Annotated in this window: 9 protein-coding genes; all 9 read left to right on the top strand. The window is 67.7% G+C overall.

The features are described from left to right. The first annotated feature begins 17 nt into the window (after positions 1 to 17). Entirely contained in the window at positions 18 to 7,514 is a 7,497-nt protein-coding gene (locus tag ACCC97_RS06360) for an amino acid adenylation domain-containing protein (protein ID WP_413331887.1), read from the top strand. A 10-nt stretch (positions 7,515 to 7,524) separates the two neighbouring features. Continuing rightward, the gene (locus ACCC97_RS06355) at positions 7,525 to 8,844 is read left to right on the top strand and encodes a glycosyltransferase (protein ID WP_413331886.1); all 1,320 of its coding nucleotides are present in this window, start codon (positions 7,525 to 7,527) and stop codon (positions 8,842 to 8,844) included. Positions 8,845 to 8,865: 21 nt separating this feature from the next. Beyond that, positions 8,866 to 9,087, top strand: coding sequence for an MbtH family protein (locus ACCC97_RS06350; protein ID WP_413331885.1), 222 nt, complete (start codon positions 8,866 to 8,868; stop codon positions 9,085 to 9,087). Between the two features lie 442 nt (positions 9,088 to 9,529). Then, positions 9,530 to 10,321, top strand: a complete 792-nt coding sequence (locus ACCC97_RS06345; RefSeq protein ID WP_413331884.1) for a transporter substrate-binding domain-containing protein — start codon at positions 9,530 to 9,532, stop codon at positions 10,319 to 10,321. 964 nt (positions 10,322 to 11,285) lie between these two features. Continuing rightward, on the top strand, positions 11,286 to 13,259 hold the full coding sequence (locus ACCC97_RS06340; protein ID WP_413331883.1) for a LamG-like jellyroll fold domain-containing protein: 1,974 nt from the start codon (positions 11,286 to 11,288) through the stop codon (positions 13,257 to 13,259). A 140-nt stretch (positions 13,260 to 13,399) separates the two neighbouring features. After that, complete coding sequence (locus tag ACCC97_RS06335; RefSeq protein WP_272943555.1) at positions 13,400 to 14,704, top strand: hypothetical protein; 1,305 nt, start codon at positions 13,400 to 13,402, stop codon at positions 14,702 to 14,704. Between the two features lie 194 nt (positions 14,705 to 14,898). Beyond that, a complete protein-coding gene (locus tag ACCC97_RS06330; RefSeq protein ID WP_009124794.1) occupies positions 14,899 to 15,864 on the top strand; it encodes a LysR substrate-binding domain-containing protein in 966 nt (321 codons plus the stop codon). A gap of 140 nt (positions 15,865 to 16,004) precedes the next feature. Further along, entirely contained in the window at positions 16,005 to 16,580 is a 576-nt protein-coding gene (locus tag ACCC97_RS06325) for a Dps family protein (RefSeq protein ID WP_009124795.1), read from the top strand. Next, positions 16,570 to 17,469: a 4-hydroxybenzoate octaprenyltransferase gene (gene ubiA / locus ACCC97_RS06320; protein ID WP_413331882.1), complete on the top strand. Its 900-nt coding sequence runs from the start codon at positions 16,570 to 16,572 to the stop codon at positions 17,467 to 17,469. Before ACCC97_RS06325 ends, ubiA begins: the two co-directional genes overlap by 11 nt. The last annotated feature ends 8 nt before the right edge of the window (positions 17,470 to 17,477 follow it).

The following is a 17,477-nucleotide window of genomic DNA, read 5'->3' as shown; positions in this document are numbered from 1 at the left end:
AAGACGTGGAGAAGTTCATGAGCACGGTCGATCCCCTGGGCGATGCATCTCCCCTCACTTCCGGCCAGATGGCCATGTGGCTCGGCGCGAAGTTCGCCTCGCCCGACACCAACTTCAATCTCGCCGAAGCCATCGACATAGAAGGCTGGATCGACCCCGCCGTCTTCGTGGCGGCCATGCAGCAGGTGACGCAGGAAGCCGAGGCCACGCGCCTGCACTTCGTCGATACCGCACAGGGAGCGCGCCAGGTCGTCGCGCCGGTTTTCACGCGCGAGATTCCCTACCTGGACTTCAGCGGCGATGAAGATCCGGCCGCCGCGGCACAGGCCTGGATGCACGCCGACTTCAGCCGCAACATCGACCTGGCGGAAGGGCCGCTGTGGCTGTCCGCGCTGATCCGCATCGCACCCGAGCGCCACATCTGGTACCACCGCAGCCATCACATTGTGCTGGACGGTTTCGGCGGCGGGCTGATCGCGCGCCGTTTCGCGGACATCTACAGCGCACGCATCGCCGGCACCGACGTGCCCGAGGCTTCGCGCCTCGCGCCCATCTCGCAGCTGGCCGAGGAAGAAAAGGCCTATCGCGAGTCCGGCCGCTTTCCGCGCGACCGCCAGTACTGGACGGAACGCTTCGGCGATGCGCCCGATCCGCTGAGCCTCGCCTCGCACCGCTCGGTCAACGTCGGCGGCCTGCTGCGCCAGACCGCGTACCTGCCGGCCGCGAGCGTGCGGGCCTTGCAGGGCATCGCGCAGCAACTGGGCACCACGCTGCCGCAGATCCTGATCGCCACCACTGCGGCCTACCTGTACCGCGCCACCGGCACCGAGGACATGGTGATCGGCATTCCGGTCACGGCGCGCCACAACGACCGCATGCGGCGCGTGCCGGCGATGGTGGCGAATGCGTTGCCTCTGCGGCTCGCGATGCGAGCGGACCTGCCGGTGCCGGAACTGATCCACGAGGTCGGGCGGCAGATGCGGCAGATCCTGCGGCACCAGTCGTACCGCTACGAGCACCTGCGCAGCGACCTGAACATGCTGGTGAACAACCGGCAGCTGTTCACCACGGTGGTCAACGTCGAGCCCTTCGACTATGACTTCCGCTTCGCCGGGCATGCTGCCAAGCCGCGCAACCTGTCCAACGGCACGGCCGAGGACCTGGGCATCTTCCTCTACGAGCGCGGCAACGGGCAGGACCTGCAGATCGACTTCGACGCCAACCCGGCGGTGCACACCGCGCAGGCGCTGGCCGATCACCAGCGCCGGCTGCTGGCCTTCATGGCGGCGGTGATCCAACAGCCTGGCCAGGCCATCGGCCAGGTCGACCTGCTGCAAGCCGGCGAGCGCGAGCAGCTGCTGGTGACGTGGAACGACACGGCCCGCCCGGTGCCCGACACGAATCTCGCCGCGCTGATCGAGGCGCAGCTCGCCGCTCATCCGCAAGGCATCGCGCTGCGCTTCGACGGCGAGGCGATGCGCAACGACGAGCTGAACCGGCGCGCCAACCGCCTCGCCCACCTGCTGCGCGCGCGCGGCGCGGGACCGGAGCGCACCGTGGCGCTGGCCATTCCGCGTTCGATGGAGCTGATGGTGGCCTTGTTGGCCACGCTGAAGACCGGCGCGGCCTACCTGCCGGTGGACCCGGACTTTCCGCAGGACCGCATCGCCTTCATGCTCGGCGACGCACGGCCGGTGTGCCTGGTGACGACGGCGGCACTCGCGGAGTCGCTGCCGGCCGATGCCCCGAAATTGCTGCTCGATGTAGCGCAAACGTTTGCGGAACTGGGGACTTGTGCCGACACCGATCCCGGCATCGCCGTCGATCCCTCGCACCCCGCCTATGTGATCTACACCTCCGGCTCCACCGGAAGGCCCAAGGGCGCGGTCGTGTCGCACCGCGCCATCGTCAATCGCCTGCGCTGGATGCAGGACCGCTACGGGCTGCAGGCCGACGACCGCGTGTTGCAGAAGACGCCGTCGAGCTTCGACGTGTCGGTGTGGGAATTCTTCTGGCCGCTGATCGACGGCGCCACGCTGGTGCTGGCGAAGCCGGGCGGCCACAAGGATGCGGCGTACCTCGCGGCGCTGATCGCGGACGAGGCCATCACCACCCTCCACTTCGTGCCGTCGATGCTGGAGGTCTTCCTGCTCGAGCCGGCCGCGTCGGCCTGCACCACGCTGCGGCGCGTGATCTGCAGCGGCGAGGCTTTGTCGCCCGCGCTACAGTCGCAGTTCCAGCAGCGCCTGTCGTGCGAACTGCACAACCTCTACGGACCGACCGAAGCTGCGGTCGATGTCACGTCATGGGAATGCCCGCGCACGCCCGAAGAGGAACCGTCGTCGTCGAGCGTGCCCATCGGCCGGCCGATCTGGAACACGCAGATGCACGTGCTCGACAGCGGCCTGCAGCCGGTGCCGCCCGGCACCACCGGCGAGCTGTACATCGCGGGCATCGGCCTCGCGCGAGGCTACCTGAACCGCCCGCTGCTGAGCGCCGAGCGCTTCGTTGCCAACCCCTATGGCGAACCCGGCAGCCGCATGTACCGCAGCGGCGACCTCGCGCGTTGGCGCAGCGACGGCAGCCTGGACTTTCTCGGCCGTGCCGACCAGCAGGTGAAGATCCGCGGCCTGCGCATCGAGCCAGGCGAGATCGAGTCGGTGCTGCTGCGGCATCCGCTGGTCGCACAGGCCGCGGTGATCGCCCGCGAGGACGTGGCGGGCGAGAAGCGCCTCGTGGCCTATGTCGTGGCTGCGGATGCGGCCGATCCGCAGGCGGCCGAGCTGCGCGACCACCTCGCGCAGGCCCTGCCCGAGTACATGGTGCCCTCGGCCTTCGTCAGCCTGCCGGCCCTGCCGCTCGGCCCGAGCGGCAAGCTCGACCGCAAGGCGCTGCCGGCGCCGGAACTGCAGGCGGCCACGCCCTACGCCGCGCCGCGCACGCCCACCGAGAAGATCCTGGCGGGGCTCTGGGCCGAGACCCTGCACCTGCCGCGCGTCGGCATCGACGACAACTTCTTCGAGCTCGGCGGGCACTCGCTGATGATCGTGCAGCTGATCTCGATGATCCGGCAGCAGTTCATGATCGACCTGCCGCTGGACACGCTGTTCCAGGTCTCCACCATCGCCGGCCTCGCGGAGCTGCTCGACCAGGCCTCTGGCGCGCGGCCCAGCCTCGTGCCGATGCCGCGCCCGGCGCGCATTCCGCTGTCCTTCGCGCAGCGCCGCCTGTGGCTGATGAACCAGCTCGAGAACGCGAACCCGGCCTACAACATGCCGCTGGCCCTGCGCCTGTCGGGCGTGCTCGACCGCGCGGCGTTGCAGGCGGCGCTCGACGACCTGGTGCAGCGCCACGAAAGCCTGCGCACCATCTATCCGAACGAGGACGGGCTGCCGTACCAGCACATCCTCGACGGCGCGCAGGCCCGCGCGGTGCTGGCCGAAGCGGACAGCAGCGAAGAAGAGATCGCTGCCCAGCTGCATGCAGCGGCCCGCCTGGGCTTCGATCTCGGCAGCATGGCGCCCCTGCGTCCCCATCTGTTCAGGCTGGCGGCCGACGAGCACGTGCTGCTGCTGCTGACGCACCACATCGTCGGCGATGGCGCGTCGCTGCTGCCGCTGGCGCGCGACCTGAGCATTGCCTACGCCGCGCGCAGCGAAGGCAAGGCGCCTAGCTGGGCGCCGCTGCCGCTGCAGTACGCCGACTACGCGCTGTGGCAGCAGGACCTGCTCGGCAGCGAGGACGATCCCGAGAGCATGGCCGGGCGCCAGCGCGAGTTCTGGCGCGAGACCTTGCGCGGCCTGCCCGAGCGGCTGAGCCTGCCGGTCGACCGCCCGCATCCGGCCGTTCCCAGCTACCACGGCGACGTGGTGCCGATGCACATTCCGCCGCACGTCCACGAGCGCATGCTGCAGCTGGCGCGCGACGGCCAGGCCAGCGTCTTCATGGTGCTGCAGGCGGCGTTGGCGGGCCTGCTGAACCGGCTGGGCGCGGGAGACGACATCGTCATCGGCACGCCGGTCGCCGGGCGCAGCGACCATGCGCTGGACGACCTGATCGGCTGCTTCGTCAATGCGCTGGTGCTGCGCACCGATGCCTCGGGGCAGCCGGGGCTGCGCGAGCTGATCGCGCGGGTGCGCGCCACCAACCTCGCCGCGTACGCGAACCAGGAGTTCCCGTACGACCGCATCGTGGAGCTGCTGCGCCCGGAGCGCTCGGGCGCCAACCTGCCGCTGTTCCAGGTGATGCTGGGATTCCAGAGCAGCAACAGCCGCCTGTCCTTCAGCCTGCCCGGCCTGTCGATCACGCCGCAGCCGGTGGCCGTCGACACGGCGAAGTTCGACCTGTCCTTCATCCTCGACGAGCAGCGCGGCGCCGACGGCCTGCCGGGCGGCATTGCCGGCGGCATCCAGTACAGCACCGACCTGTTCGAGCGCAGCACCGTCGAGGCCATCGCCGAGCGCCTGGTGCGCCTGCTGGAACAGGCCTGCGAGGCGCCTGACACCGCGCTGGGCAGCCTGGACATCCTGAGCGCCGAGGAAAGCCGGCGCCTGCTGTCCGACTGGAGCGGCAGCACGCGAGACATCGCGCCGCTATCGCTGGCTGCCATGGTGGCGTCGCATGCCGCCGAGCGCCCGCATGCGGCGGCGGTGGTGCTCGACGATGCAACGCTCAGCTATGCCGAACTCGATGCGCGCGCCAACCGGCTCGCACACCTGCTGCGGAGCCGGGGCATCGGCGCCGGCGCCGGCGCCATCGTCGCGGCGGTGCTGCCGCGCTCGCTCGACCTCGTGGTGGCGCACCTGGCCATCGTCAAGGCCGGCGCAGCCTACCTGCCCATCGACCCGAACCACATGACCGGGCGCAGCGCCTTCGTGTTCGAGGAGGCGGCACCTGCCTGCGTGCTGACCCACGCTGCGCTGCTGCCGGAACTCGCCGGCATCGCGCATTGCCTGGCGCTCGACAGCGACGAGACGGTCGCCGCGCTGGCGATCCAGCCGGACGCCGCGCCGGCGCATGCGCGCGCGGCCGAGCCGCAGGATGCCGCGTACGTCATCTACACCTCCGGCTCCACCGGCATGCCCAAGGGCGTGGTGGTGCCGCACGCGGGCCTGAGCAGCCTCGGCGCCGCGATGGCGCAGCGCTTCGCCATCGGCCCGGACTCGCGCGTGCTGCAGTTCTCTTCCAGCGGCTTCGACGCTTCGGTGATGGACCTGCTGATGGCCTTCCACGCCGGCGCCGCGCTGGTGCTGCCGGGGGCGCAGCAGCTGCTGGGACCGGAGCTGGCCGACCTGCTCCACAGGCAGGCCGTGAGCCACGCGCTGATTCCGCCCGCCGCGCTCGCCACCCTGCCGTACGGCGAATTCCCGCACCTGCAAACCTTGGTGGTGGGCGGCGATGCCTGCCCCGCCGCGCTGGCTGCGCGCTGGTCACAAGGCCGCCGCATGATCAATGCGTATGGCCCGACGGAAATCACCATCTGCGCGAGCATGAGCGCGCCGATGAATGCCGAAGAGCCGCCGTCCATCGGCCGGCCGGTCTGGAACACGCGCCTGTACGTGCTCGACGACAGCCTGCAGCCAGTGCCGCCCGGTGTCGCGGGCGAGCTCTACATCGCCGGCAGCGGGCTGGCGCGCGGCTACCTGAATCGCCCGCTGCTCAGCGCCGAGCGTTTCATCGCCAACCCCTTCGGCGAACCCGGCAGCCGCATGTACCGCAGCGGCGACCTGGTGCGCTGGCGCAATGACGGCAGCCTCGATTTCCTGGGCCGCGCCGACCAGCAGGTGAAGATCCGCGGCTTTCGCATCGAGCCGGGCGAGATCGAGTCGGTGCTGCTGCGGCACCCGCAGGTGACGCAGGCGGCCGTGATCGCCCGCGAGGACGTGCCGGGCGAGAAGCGCCTCGTGGCCTACGTGGTCGCCGCCGCCGACCCGCAGCCGGCCGAGCTGCGCGCCCACATGGCGCGGGCGCTGCCCGACTACATGGTGCCCTCGGCCTTCGTCCACCTGCCGCTGCTGCCGCTGACCCAGAGCGGCAAGCTCGACCGCAAGGCGCTGCCGGCGCCCGAGCAGCGGGCCGCGGCGCACTATGCCGAACCCCGCACGCCCACCGAACGGCAGCTGGCCGCGCTCTGGGCCGAGACGCTGCACCTGGAGCGCGTGGGCATCCACGACAACTTCTTCGAGCTCGGCGGGCATTCGCTGATGGCCATCCAGCTCGGCATGCGCATCCGCCAGCAGCTGCGCGTGGACTTTCCGCATGCCGAGGTCTACAACCGCCCGTCGATCGCCGAGCTTGCCGCATGGCTCGACAACACCGCCGGCGCGGCCGAGGCGCTCGACCTGTCGCGCGAGCTCGACCTGCCCGCGCACATCCGCAGGCAGGATGCTGCGCCGCCGCTGGATGCGAAGCGGGTGTTCCTGACCGGCGCCAGCGGCTTCGTCGGCAGCCACCTGCTGGCCGCGCTGCTGCGCGACACATCGGCCTGCGTGGTCTGCCACGTGCGCGCCGCCGACGAGGAGGCGGGCAGGCGCCGCCTGCAGCTCACGCTGGCCCAGCGCCAGCTCGGCGCGATCTGGGACGATGCGCGCATCATGGTCGTGACCGGCGACCTCGGCCAACCGCGGCTCGGCCTCGACGACAACGCCGTGCAGTTGGTGCGCGACGGCTGCGACGCCATTTACCACTGCGCCGCGCAGGTCGACTTCCTGCATCCCTATGCGAGCCTGAAGCCCGCGAACGTCGACAGCGTGGTGACGCTGCTCGAGTGGACCGCGCAGGGCCGGCCCAAGAGCATGCACTACGTCTCGACGCTGGCGGTGATCGACCAGAACAACGGCAAGGAGGGCGCCGTCACCGAGCAGTCGGCACTGGCCTCCTGGAGCGGGCTGGTCGACGGCTACAGCCAGAGCAAGTGGGTCGGCGACGCGCTGGCCCGCGAGGCGCAGGCGCGCGGCATGCCGGTGGCGATCTACCGGCTGGGCGCGGTCACCGGCGACCACACACACGCGATCTGCAACGCCGAGGACCTGATCTGGCGCGTGGCGCATCTCTATGCCGACCTGGAAGCGATTCCCGACATGGACCTGCCGCTCAACCTGACGCCGGTGGACGACGTGGCGCGCGCCATCCTCGGTCTCGCGGGCCGGCAGGCGTCATGGGGCCAGGTGTTCCACCTGATGAGCCAGGAGGCGCTGCGGGTGCGCGACATACCGCCGGTGTTCGAGCGGCTCGGCATGCGGCTCGAACCGGTGGGGCTCGAGCCCTGGCTTGAACGCGCGCATGAACGGTTCGCCGTCGGGCAGGACCGCGACCTTGCGGCGGTGCTGGCCATCCTTGACCGCTACGACACCTCGGCTACGCCACCGCAGGTCAGCGGCGCGGCCACGCATGCGCAGCTCGAAGCCATCGGCGCAGCGATCCGGCCGGTCGACCGCGAGCTGCTGCAGCGCTACTTCGTCGACCTCGGCATCGACACCAAGGCGCGCCGGGCCCTGGAAACCAGCACGTCCTAGGAGGAGCGACATGGCACGCTATCTCATCGCCGCAACCGCCTTGCCGGGACACGTGCTGCCGATGCTGGCCATCGCCCAGCACCTGGTGGGCCTCGGGCACGAGGTGCGGGTGCACACCGCGAGCCGGTTCAGGGCGCAGGCCGAGGCCACTGGCGCGACGTTCACGGCCTTCGAGGCCGCGATCGATTTCGATCATCGCGAGCTCGACCAGCGTTTCCCGCAGCGCCAGCGCCTGCCGTCGGCTCATGCGCAAATGTGCTTCGGCCTCAAGCACTTCTTTGCCGACGCCATGGCCGCGCAGCGCGCCGGCCTGCGCGCGATCTTGGAGCACTTCGAGGCCGATGCCATCGTGGTCGACACGATGTTCTGCGGCACCTTCCCGCTGCTGCTCGGGCCGCGCGAGCAGCGCCCGGCGGTCGTGGCCATCGGCATCTCGGCGCTGCCGCTGTCGAGCTGCGACACCGCCTTCTTCGGCACCGCGCTGCCGCCGTCGTCCACGCCGCAAGGGCGCGTGCGCAACCGGGCGATGAACGCCAACCTCAAGCAGGCGATGTTCGGCGAGGTGCAGCGCTACTTCGATGCGCTGCTGACATGCGCGGGCCTGCCTGCGCTGCCGGATTTCTTCATCGACGCCATGGTCAGGCTGCCGGATCTCTACCTGCAGCTGACGGCCGCATCCTTCGAATACCCGCGCAGCGACCTGCCCGCCTCGGTGCGTTTCGTCGGCCCGCTGCTCGCGCCCGCCAGCCGCGACTTCACGCCGCCCGACTGGTGGCATGAGCTGGACGATGGCCGCTCGGTCGTGCTGGTCACGCAGGGCACGCTGGCCAACCAGAATCCGGCGCAGTTGATCGGCCCCACGCTGCAGGCGCTGGCCGGCGCGAAGGACATCCAGGTCATCGCCACCACCGGCGGCCCGCTGCCGGCCGCGCTGGGCATGGCCATTCCGGCCAATGCTCGCGTGCTGCCTTTCCTGCCTTACGACCGCCTGCTGCCCAAGGTGCATGCGATGGTGACCAACGGCGGCTACGGCTCGGTCAACCATGCGCTGAGCCTCGGCGTGCCGCTGGCGGTGGCCGGAGCCACCGAGGAAAAGCCCGAGATCGCGGCGCGCGTGGCCTGGTCGGGCGCAGGCATCAACCTCGGCAACGGGCAACCGGCCGCGCGCCAGATCGGCGACGCGGTGCGAAGGCTGTTGAGCGAACCGACCTACCGCCAGCGTGCGGGCACGCTGCGCGAAGACTTCGCGCGCCATCACGCGCTGGGCGAAATCACCGCGGCCCTCGCGGCGCTGCACAAGGCTGCCCCCGAGCCCGTGGAAACGGCTTGAATCTCTGCAAGGAAATCGACGATGAGCAATCCGTTTGACGACAAGAACGCCACCTTCCTCGTGCTGGTCAATGAAGAAGGACAGCACTCGCTGTGGCCGAGCTTCATTGCAGTGCCCACCGGCTGGGAGATTGCGCTGGCCGCGACCGACAGGGCGGCCTGCAGCGCTTTCATCGAGGCGAACTGGACCGACATGCGGCCGCGGTCCCTCGTGGCCGGGGATCGCGACGCCATCAAGGCATGAGGGCGTTCGCCCTGCATCGGCGTGGCGCTGCGTGGGCGTATGCGTCGCGGTTCCGCGTGCCGGCTGCAGGTGGTGAAGAGGCCGAGGGCTTTGCGCAGAACAAGGAACACGCCGAGCCAGCGGCGCGAGATGAGGGGCGGATGGCCTCGAGCCTTGCGCCGGCTACAAGCTGGAATGCTCGACCCGCTTCCGGGAAATAAGCACCAGGACGCTATCGCGTGCCAGCGTCGCGAAACGGCCCTTCGGGATGGCCCCAATATGGGGCGACGGTCCCCGAATCGGGGCGGCTCGCATCTTGCGCACCACATTTGTTTTCGACATGGGTGCATGAGCCTTGTATACCACTGGCATGATTCATGCGGCTCGGGGATGGCACGGCCATTTGGCGACCAGGCGTGCGCTCGAGATCAAACCCACAACTACTCTTCTTTGTTCAGGAATCATGAAATTCAGCAGATTGCAAATCGTTCTGGGACTCGCGCTCAGCGGTCTCATGGCAACCGGCGCAGTCCATGCGCAAAGCGCGTTGGAAACCATCCTGAAGAACAAGAAGATCGCAATCGGGGTGCCTCCTGATTTCCCGCCTTATGGATCCATGGACCGGGACTTCAAGATGCATGGCCTGGACATCGACATGGCCAACTACATCGGGGCCAAGCTCGGCGTGGAGGTCGACCTGATACCCGTGACCAGTGCCAATCGCATTCCATATCTGCAGAAAAGAAAAGCTGCATTGGTCATCGCCACCTTGGGAAAGAATCCGGATCGCGAGAAGCAGATCGACTTTGCCGCCGCGTATTCGCCTTTCTATCAAGCCATCTTCGGTGCGAAGACCTTGAGCATCAAGAACTTCGCCGACCTGTCGGGCAAGTCGATCGCAGTCACGCGCGGCTCGGTCGAAGACCAGGAACTCAACAAGGTTGCGCCAGCGGGTGCCGATATCAGGCGCTTCGACGACAACACCAGAACCGTCGCGGCCTTCGTGTCCGGACAGGCCCAATTGATCGCCACGGGGGCATCCGTCGCGAACACCGTCATGAGCAGCAATCCCTCGCTCGGCATCACCTACAAGCTGCTGTTGAAAGAGAGCCCGAACTACATCGGGGTGGCCAAGGGTGAGGATTCATTGCGGCTGAGGGTGAACGGCATCATCGACGAGGCGAAGAAGAACGGCGAACTGGACAAGTTGTCGATGAAATGGCTGGAGCGCCCGGCGGGCGAGCTGCCGCAGTAGATCCGAATCGCCACGACACGGTTGAAGATGCTCGTCGTCGGGGTCGGGTGCGTGCCCGTATCGGCGACGCGTCAGTCCAGGGCGAACTGACGCTGCTCCTTCGGCGCAATGCCGGCCTGGCTCACGACCCGACGCCAGCGCGCCAGATCCGATTGCATCCTTTGTGCGAGCGACCTTCGATCGCTTCCGCGATCGCAGGTGCGGCACCCTCGCAGGTCGTGCTCGAACCGCTCGTCGCGTCCGACCCACGATTGCAATTGCTCCAGATGTGCATCCACTGTGGAGTCAAACTTTCCCTTCGGTTTTCTCGATATGTTCAAAAAATGAGATTCAGCCGCTCATTTTTAGAGCCATTCGAATGCTCGTTACCGTCCCTTCGGTGCGTCACACTGATGGCGGTCATGCCTGTCTAGACGTTCGAGCCAGTCAGCGCGACAAGGCTCATCCAATCCGTCGTCCAGTTCGTGCATGCCGATGCCCGCCAGGATTCATGTTGAGCCTGCAGTTCGGGCACCTCGCTGACATTTCTGACTTGCCTGGACATTCGATGTGACAACGCACGTCACTCATGCGCGTGTAGCAGCCGTGGCAGCGCGCGCAATGTATTCATCCGTGCTAACGAGATCGCTTCGTGGAGCCATGCAAGCGCGTGGCATGCACTTTGCGGAATCTGTTTTTTACATATTTGCGATAGATGACACATCCACTGAACGACGACGGGAATGACTTCCTGCTGGATCGCCGTGTTTTCTTTCTCGGCGCCGCGGGCGCCTTGGCCCTGGGCACCGCAGGTTGCGGCGGGGGAGGCGGAGGGTTTTCGACGGTAGGGGGGATTCCCGCGCAGCAGCAGTCGCAACAACAGATATCGGGTGCAACTCCCGATGCCACTGGCGCTGTCGCTGCCACCGATCCTGTCACTGCCGCCGATCCCGTCGCGCCTGACCCGACGGCTCCTCCGACGCAAGTGAGGAAGCTCACCCACCCCGGCCTGCTGCACACGGAGGCCGACCTGAAACGCATCCGGGACAAGCTGGCCGCCAGCGAGCAGCCCTGGGTCGCTGGCTGGAACATGCTGCTCAACGGCCGCCGCGCCAACCTCGATGCGAAGCCGTTCCCCCTGGAGACCGTGATCCGCGGCGTCGACGGGCAGAACTTCGGCCAGATGATCGTCGACATGCAGCGTGCCCTTCACCTCGCGCTGCGCTGGAAGATCACGGGCGATGAAGACTACGCCAGGAAGGCGGTGGAGTTTCTCAACGCCTGGTCGTCGACCCTGACCAAGCTGGGTGGCAACTCGAACGTCTTCCTCGCCTCGGGCCTCTATGGCTACCAATGGGCCGATGCCGCCGAGCTGATGCGCACCTATGCCGGCTGGGCGCCAGAGGACGTCACCCGTTTCCAGACCATGCTGCTGAAGGTGTTCTATCCGTTGTGCCACGACTTCCTGGTCAATCACAACGGCACCGAGACACGAAAGGTCACACACTATTGGGCCAACTGGGACCTGTGCAACATCTGCTCCATCTACGCGATAGGCGTGTTCTGCGACCGGCTCGATCTGACCGATGAAGCGGTCAAGTACTACAAGACGGGTCGGGGCAACGGCGCGAGCGCCCAGAACGTCTATTTCGTGCACCCGGGCCATCTGGGCCAATGGCAGGAAAGCCACCGCGACCAGGGCCACTCGACCTTGGGCATCGCCCTGGCCGGCGCGCTGTGCGAGATGGCCTGGAACCAGGGCGAAGACCTCTACGGGTACTGGAACAACCGGCTGCTGTCCGGCGCCGAGTACGTCGCCCAGACGAACCTGAGCGACGCCAACGGCAACCCATACACGATGCCGTTCACCCCGTACACCGGCGTCTTCGGCACAGGCACCGCGGTGGCGGGGACGGGAAGCCCGCGGCCCTGCTGGGAACTCATCTACAACCACTACGTGAACCGCAAGGGCCTCGCGGCACCGTGGACCAAGGCAATCGTCGACAAGGTGCGGCCGGAGCGCGCCGATGGCGGCGACAGCACCGGCCTGGGCACGCTGCTCTATGCGCGCGATCCGGTCCCTGCCGCCAAACCCAGCGGCCTGAGCGCGTTCCTCAGCGGCGGCAAGGTGCTGCTGTCGTGGTGGGGCAGTGCCGACGCCACGCACTACCTTGTTCAGCGCGCCGCTTCGCCCGACGGCCCGTTCACGACCCTCTCGCAAGTCACTGATCCCCGCACCTACACCGACGGCCCCGCCCAAGGCACCTGGTACTACCGGATCGATGCCGTGACCGGCGAGGGCGAGCTCGCCGGCGCGCAGACCCTGCGCGTGGCTGTCCCCGGCGAGCTGTGGCTGCACCTGCCGCTCAACGGGGATGCCAACGATGCCAGCGGCCACGGCCTGCATGCCCAGTTGAAGGGCGGCACAAGCTGGGGCGAAGGACGCACGGGCGGAGGCGCGGTGCAGCTCGACGGCCGCAGCGGTCATGTCGCGCTGCCCGATGGGGCCGTGTCGGCCCTGGGCGATTTCACGATCGCGCTGTGGGTCTACTGGGATGCCTCTGCAGTCAATACGCGCATCTTCGACTTCGGCTCCAACGACGTGGCCTACATGGCGGTCATCCCGCGCGATGGCAAAGACCAGCTCCGCTTCATGTCCACGCGCGTGCAGTTCTGGAACGAAGAGTCCGTGTCGTCCGCGAGCGCGCTGCCCATCGGCCGTTGGGTGCATGTGGCAGTCACGCTCTCCGGCACCGTGGGCACTCTCTATGTCGACGGCTCGCCGGTCGCCAGCGAGAGCGAGATCCGGATGCCGCCCTTCCAGTTCGGCCATACCACGCAAACCTGGCTGGGCCGCTCGCAGTACGGCGGTGATCCGTTCTTCAAGGGCCGGATGCAGGACCTTCGCATCTACAGCGGGGCGCAGGACGCGGCCTTCATCGCGGACCTGGCTCGCTGACAGCCGTAGGGCAGCTGCACAACCTTCAATCCAGCTCGGCGGCCATCACAAGCCGCGGGGAACCCGGCAACCCTGAACCAGAACCGGCGCGCACCTCCTCGGTCGCGCCGGTGTTTCCTTCGATTTACCAGACTTCTCTCATGAACATTCTTTCTCAACGATGCGCTTGCGCATTGATGACTTCGCTGCTGCTTTTCGGCTGTGGCGGCGGAGGCGGGGGCGGTAGCGGAGCCGGCGTTGCGCTGGTCGGCAGCCCGACAGGTCAGTCCGGCAGCGGCGGTCCATCCAATGCCGGCCAGAGCGGCAGCCAAGGCGGCAGTGGCAGCACGACTGGCGGTGGTACCCAGGCCGGTGGTGGCACTACGGGCAACCCGGGCGGCGACGCTGCCCCCGTTGCAGCGTCGGCCGCCCTGGTCGCGAAGCTCGGCAAGCCCTCTCGCGTGCTGGTTGGCCTGGGCGCCACTTCCATCGACGACATGAAGAGCCAGGACATTCACCCCGACATCGTGGAGCGCTATCTGGTGGGCGTCGGCGCGGGGTCGTGGCCCACGTGGAACAGTCCCGATGGGGCCTACGTCACCTTCTCCGCGCAAGCCGCCGAGGCTTATGGTGCGGTTCCCATGTTCACGCTCTACCAGATGACGGCGAACGGCGAGGGCAATCTGAGCGGCATCAGCGATGCGACCTTCATGGACAAGTACTGGGGGCAGGTCCGGCTGATGTACCAGCGCATCGCGGAATGGGGCAAGCCTGCCCTGGTCAATGTAGAGCCGGACTTCTGGGGCTTCGCCGCGTCGCAGGCGCCTGGTCGCGATCTGACGAAGATGGCCGCCGCCGTGAGCGGCCAGCCGGAATGCAGCACGCTGCCGAACACCGTCGCGGGTCTCGGCCAGTGCTTCGTGCAGATGGGCCGGAAGGTCGCGCCCAAGGCGCTGCTCGGATTCCCGCCCGCCTTCTGGAGCGGTACGCCTGCGGAGATTGCCGCCCAGATGCGCACGGCCGGGGCGAACCAGGCGGACTTCATCGTCGCCCAGACCAGCGACCGTGACGCGGGCTGCAGGGAAGCCGCATCGCCGCCCGCGGAATGCCAGAACGGAAGCGCTCCGTTCTATTGGGACGCGAGCAACAAGACCAGCCCGAACTTCCACGATTCGCAGAAGCAGTATTCGGACTACCGCGCGGCGCTGGGCAACGGCCTGCCGATCCTGTGGTGGCAGACACCGATGGGCGTGCCTTCCGACACGCCCGGCGGCACCGACCAGCACTACCGCGACAACCACGTCGACTACATGCTGCGCAACACCCAGGAATACGGCGACATGCACACCTTCGGGATCGTCTTCAGCGCAGGAGGCAGCCACCAGACCTCGATCAGCACGGATGGCGGTCAGTTCGCGCGTCTTTCAGCGCAGTACCTCGCGGGAAGCGGTGCTGCCTTGAAGTAGCGGTTTCCCGTCGAAGGGGCCTCTACCGCGCGGTGGTGCCCCATCGACAGGAATGACAGAAGCGGGGGGAGGCAAGCAGCAAGGCCAATCCCTTGATCTCGTCGACCATATCCGCTTGAAGGGGACTCGTGATGAGCGCTCCTAAAACCCTATACGGTCGGGTCACAAACCCTTGCGCATAATTGACGCAAGCTATGACTCTCACCGAACTCAAATACATCGTCGCAGTGGCCCGCGAACGGCACTTCGGCAAGGCGGCCGAGGCCTGCTACGTTTCCCAGCCGACCCTGTCGGTCGCGATCAAGAAGCTCGAGGACGAGCTCGAAGTCAAGCTCTTCGAGCGCAGCGCCGGCGAAGTGACCGTCACGCCGCTCGGCGAGCAGATCGTGCAGCAGGCCCAGAGCGTGCTCGACCAGGCGGCCAGCATCAAGGAGATCGCCAAGCGCGGCAAAGACCCGCTGGCCGGTCCGCTGAACCTGGGCGTGATCTACACCATCGGGCCGTACCTGCTGCCCGACCTCGTGCGGCAGGTGATCGCGCGCACGCCGCAGATGCCGCTGGTGCTGCAGGAGAACTTCACCGTCAAGCTGCTCGAGATGCTGCGCGCCGGCGAGATCGACTGCGCCATCATGGCCGAGCCCTTTCCCGACACCGGCCTCGCGATGGCGCCGCTGTACGACGAGCCCTTCATGGCGGCTCTGCCCAACAAGCACAAGTTGGCCGACCGCGAATCGATCACCTCGGAAGAACTGCAGAGCGAGACCATGCTGCTGCTGGGCACCGGCCACTGTTTTCGCGACCACGTGCTGGAGGTGTGCCCGGAGTTCGCGCGCTTCTCCAGCAACGCCGAGGGCATCCGCAAGAGCTTCGAAGGCTCGTCGCTGGAGACCATCAAGCACATGGTGGCCTCGGGCATGGGCGTGACGCTGGTGCCGCGCCTGTCGGTGCCGGCCGATGCACTCAAGCCCAAGCTCAAGGGCCGCAAGGAACTCGAGCAGATGGTGCGCTACCTGCCGGTGCGCGACGCGCAGGACCGCGACCCACCCACGCGCCGCGTGGTGCTCGCATGGCGGCGCACCTTCACGCGCTACGAGGCGATCGCGGCGCTGCGCAACGCGATCTATGCCTGCGAGCTGCCGGGCGTGAAGCGCCTTTCGTAGCAGCATTTGCGGGGTCGGCCTGCGCGCCGGCCGTTCTGAATCGTTGATCGCTGAGATAGAGTGGCGCTGTTGCGAAGCCGCATGCCGGCTTTCAGAATCGGGGTGTCCACTCCTCCCAATTTGAAGAAAGACTTCCCGCCATGGCCAAAGCCTCGAAGAAATCGTCGTCCGCCTCCTCCGCCGGCAAGGTGCCCAAGAAGGGCGGCACGGTGGTCGCGCAGGAGTCGGGCAGCCGCAATGCGCCGATCATCAACATCGGCATCGAGCGCCAGGACCGCGCCGCCATCGCCGAAGGCCTGAGCCGCGTGCTGGCCGACACCTACACGCTCTACCTCACCACGCACAATTTCCACTGGAACGTGACCGGCCCGCACTTCAACTCGCTGCATGCGATGTTCATGGGCCAGTACACCGAGTTGTGGGGCGCGACCGACGTGCTGGCCGAGCGCATCCGCGCGCTGGGCCACTATGCGCCGGGCTCGTACGCCGAGTTCAGCAAGATCGCCACCGTGCCCGACGTGCCGCAGACCCCGCCCAAGGCGATGGAGATGGTGCGCATCCTGGTGAAGGGCCACGAAACCGTGTCGCGCATCGCGCGCGAATTCATTCCGGTCGCCGAAGAAGCAGGCGACGACCCGACGGCCGACATGCTGACCGCGCGCTGCACGGTGCACGATCAGACGGCCTGGATGCTGCGTTCGCTCCTTGAAGACTGAGTCCGCTCCCCCCACCACCGCGCCCGCGCCCCCTCGCGGGCGTTTTGCGTTGTACCTCGACCTGATCCGCTGGAACCGTCCGGCGGGTTGGCTGCTGCTGCTGTGGCCCACGCTGGGCGCGCTCTGGTTCGCGGCGGGCGGCTGGCCCGGCTGGCACCTGCTGGTGGTATTCACGCTCGGCACCTTCCTCATGCGCAGCGCGGGCTGCTGCGTCAACGACGTGGCCGACCGCGACTTCGACCGCCATGTGAAGCGCACGGCGCAGCGGCCCGTCACCAGCGGCGCGATGTCGGTCAAGGAGGCGCTGGGGCTGGGCGTGGTGCTGGCGCTGGCGGCCTTCGGGCTGGTGCTCACGACCAACCGCACGACGGTGCTGTGGTCGTTCGCGGCATTGGCCATCACGCTGATCTACCCGTTCGCCAAGCGCTTCGTCTCGGTTCCGCAGGCGGTGCTGGGCATTGCCTTCAGCTTCGGTATTCCGATGGCCTTCGCGGCGGTGCAGTCCGCCGTGCCGGTCTTCGCCGCGTGGCTGCTGGCGGGCAACCTGTTCTGGGTGCTGGCCTACGACACCGAGTACGCGATGGTCGACCGCGACGACGACCTCAAGATCGGCATGAAGACCTCAGCCATCACCTTCGGCCGCTTCGATGTGGCGGCGGTGATGGCGAGCTACGCGATCTTCCTCGCAGTCTGGACCTGGGCCGGCGCGAGCAACTCGCTGGGCACGCTGTTCTACGCCGGCATCGCCGCGGCCGCGGTGCAGGCGCTGTGGCACTGGCGGCTGATCCGCGAGCGCACGCGCGAGGGCTGCTTCAAGGCCTTCCGTCTGAACCATTGGCTGGGCTTCACGGTGTTCGCCGGCATAGTGGTCGGCTACGCCGTCCGCTGAGAGTGCCC

The organism is Variovorax sp. Varisp85 (assembly GCF_047304045.1).
Classification (GTDB): Bacteria; Pseudomonadota; Gammaproteobacteria; order Burkholderiales; family Burkholderiaceae_C; genus Variovorax.
This window is presented reverse-complemented; position numbering and strand designations above follow the sequence as displayed.

Excerpts from the sequence above, each read along its gene's own strand:
- ACCC97_RS06325 (WP_009124795.1), top strand. The coding sequence starts at position 16,005 with ATGGCCAAAGCCTCGAAGAAATCGTCGTCCGCCTCCTCCGCCGGCAAG.
- ACCC97_RS06350 (WP_413331885.1), top strand. The coding sequence starts at position 8,866 with ATGAGCAATCCGTTTGACGACAAGAACGCCACCTTCCTCGTGCTGGTC.
- ACCC97_RS06330 (WP_009124794.1), top strand. The coding sequence starts at position 14,899 with ATGACTCTCACCGAACTCAAATACATCGTCGCAGTGGCCCGCGAACGG.
- ACCC97_RS06355 (WP_413331886.1), top strand. The coding sequence starts at position 7,525 with ATGGCACGCTATCTCATCGCCGCAACCGCCTTGCCGGGACACGTGCTG.
- ACCC97_RS06335 (WP_272943555.1), top strand. The coding sequence starts at position 13,400 with ATGAACATTCTTTCTCAACGATGCGCTTGCGCATTGATGACTTCGCTG.
- ACCC97_RS06345 (WP_413331884.1), top strand. The coding sequence starts at position 9,530 with ATGAAATTCAGCAGATTGCAAATCGTTCTGGGACTCGCGCTCAGCGGT.
- ACCC97_RS06360 (WP_413331887.1), top strand. The coding sequence starts at position 18 with ATGAGCACGGTCGATCCCCTGGGCGATGCATCTCCCCTCACTTCCGGC.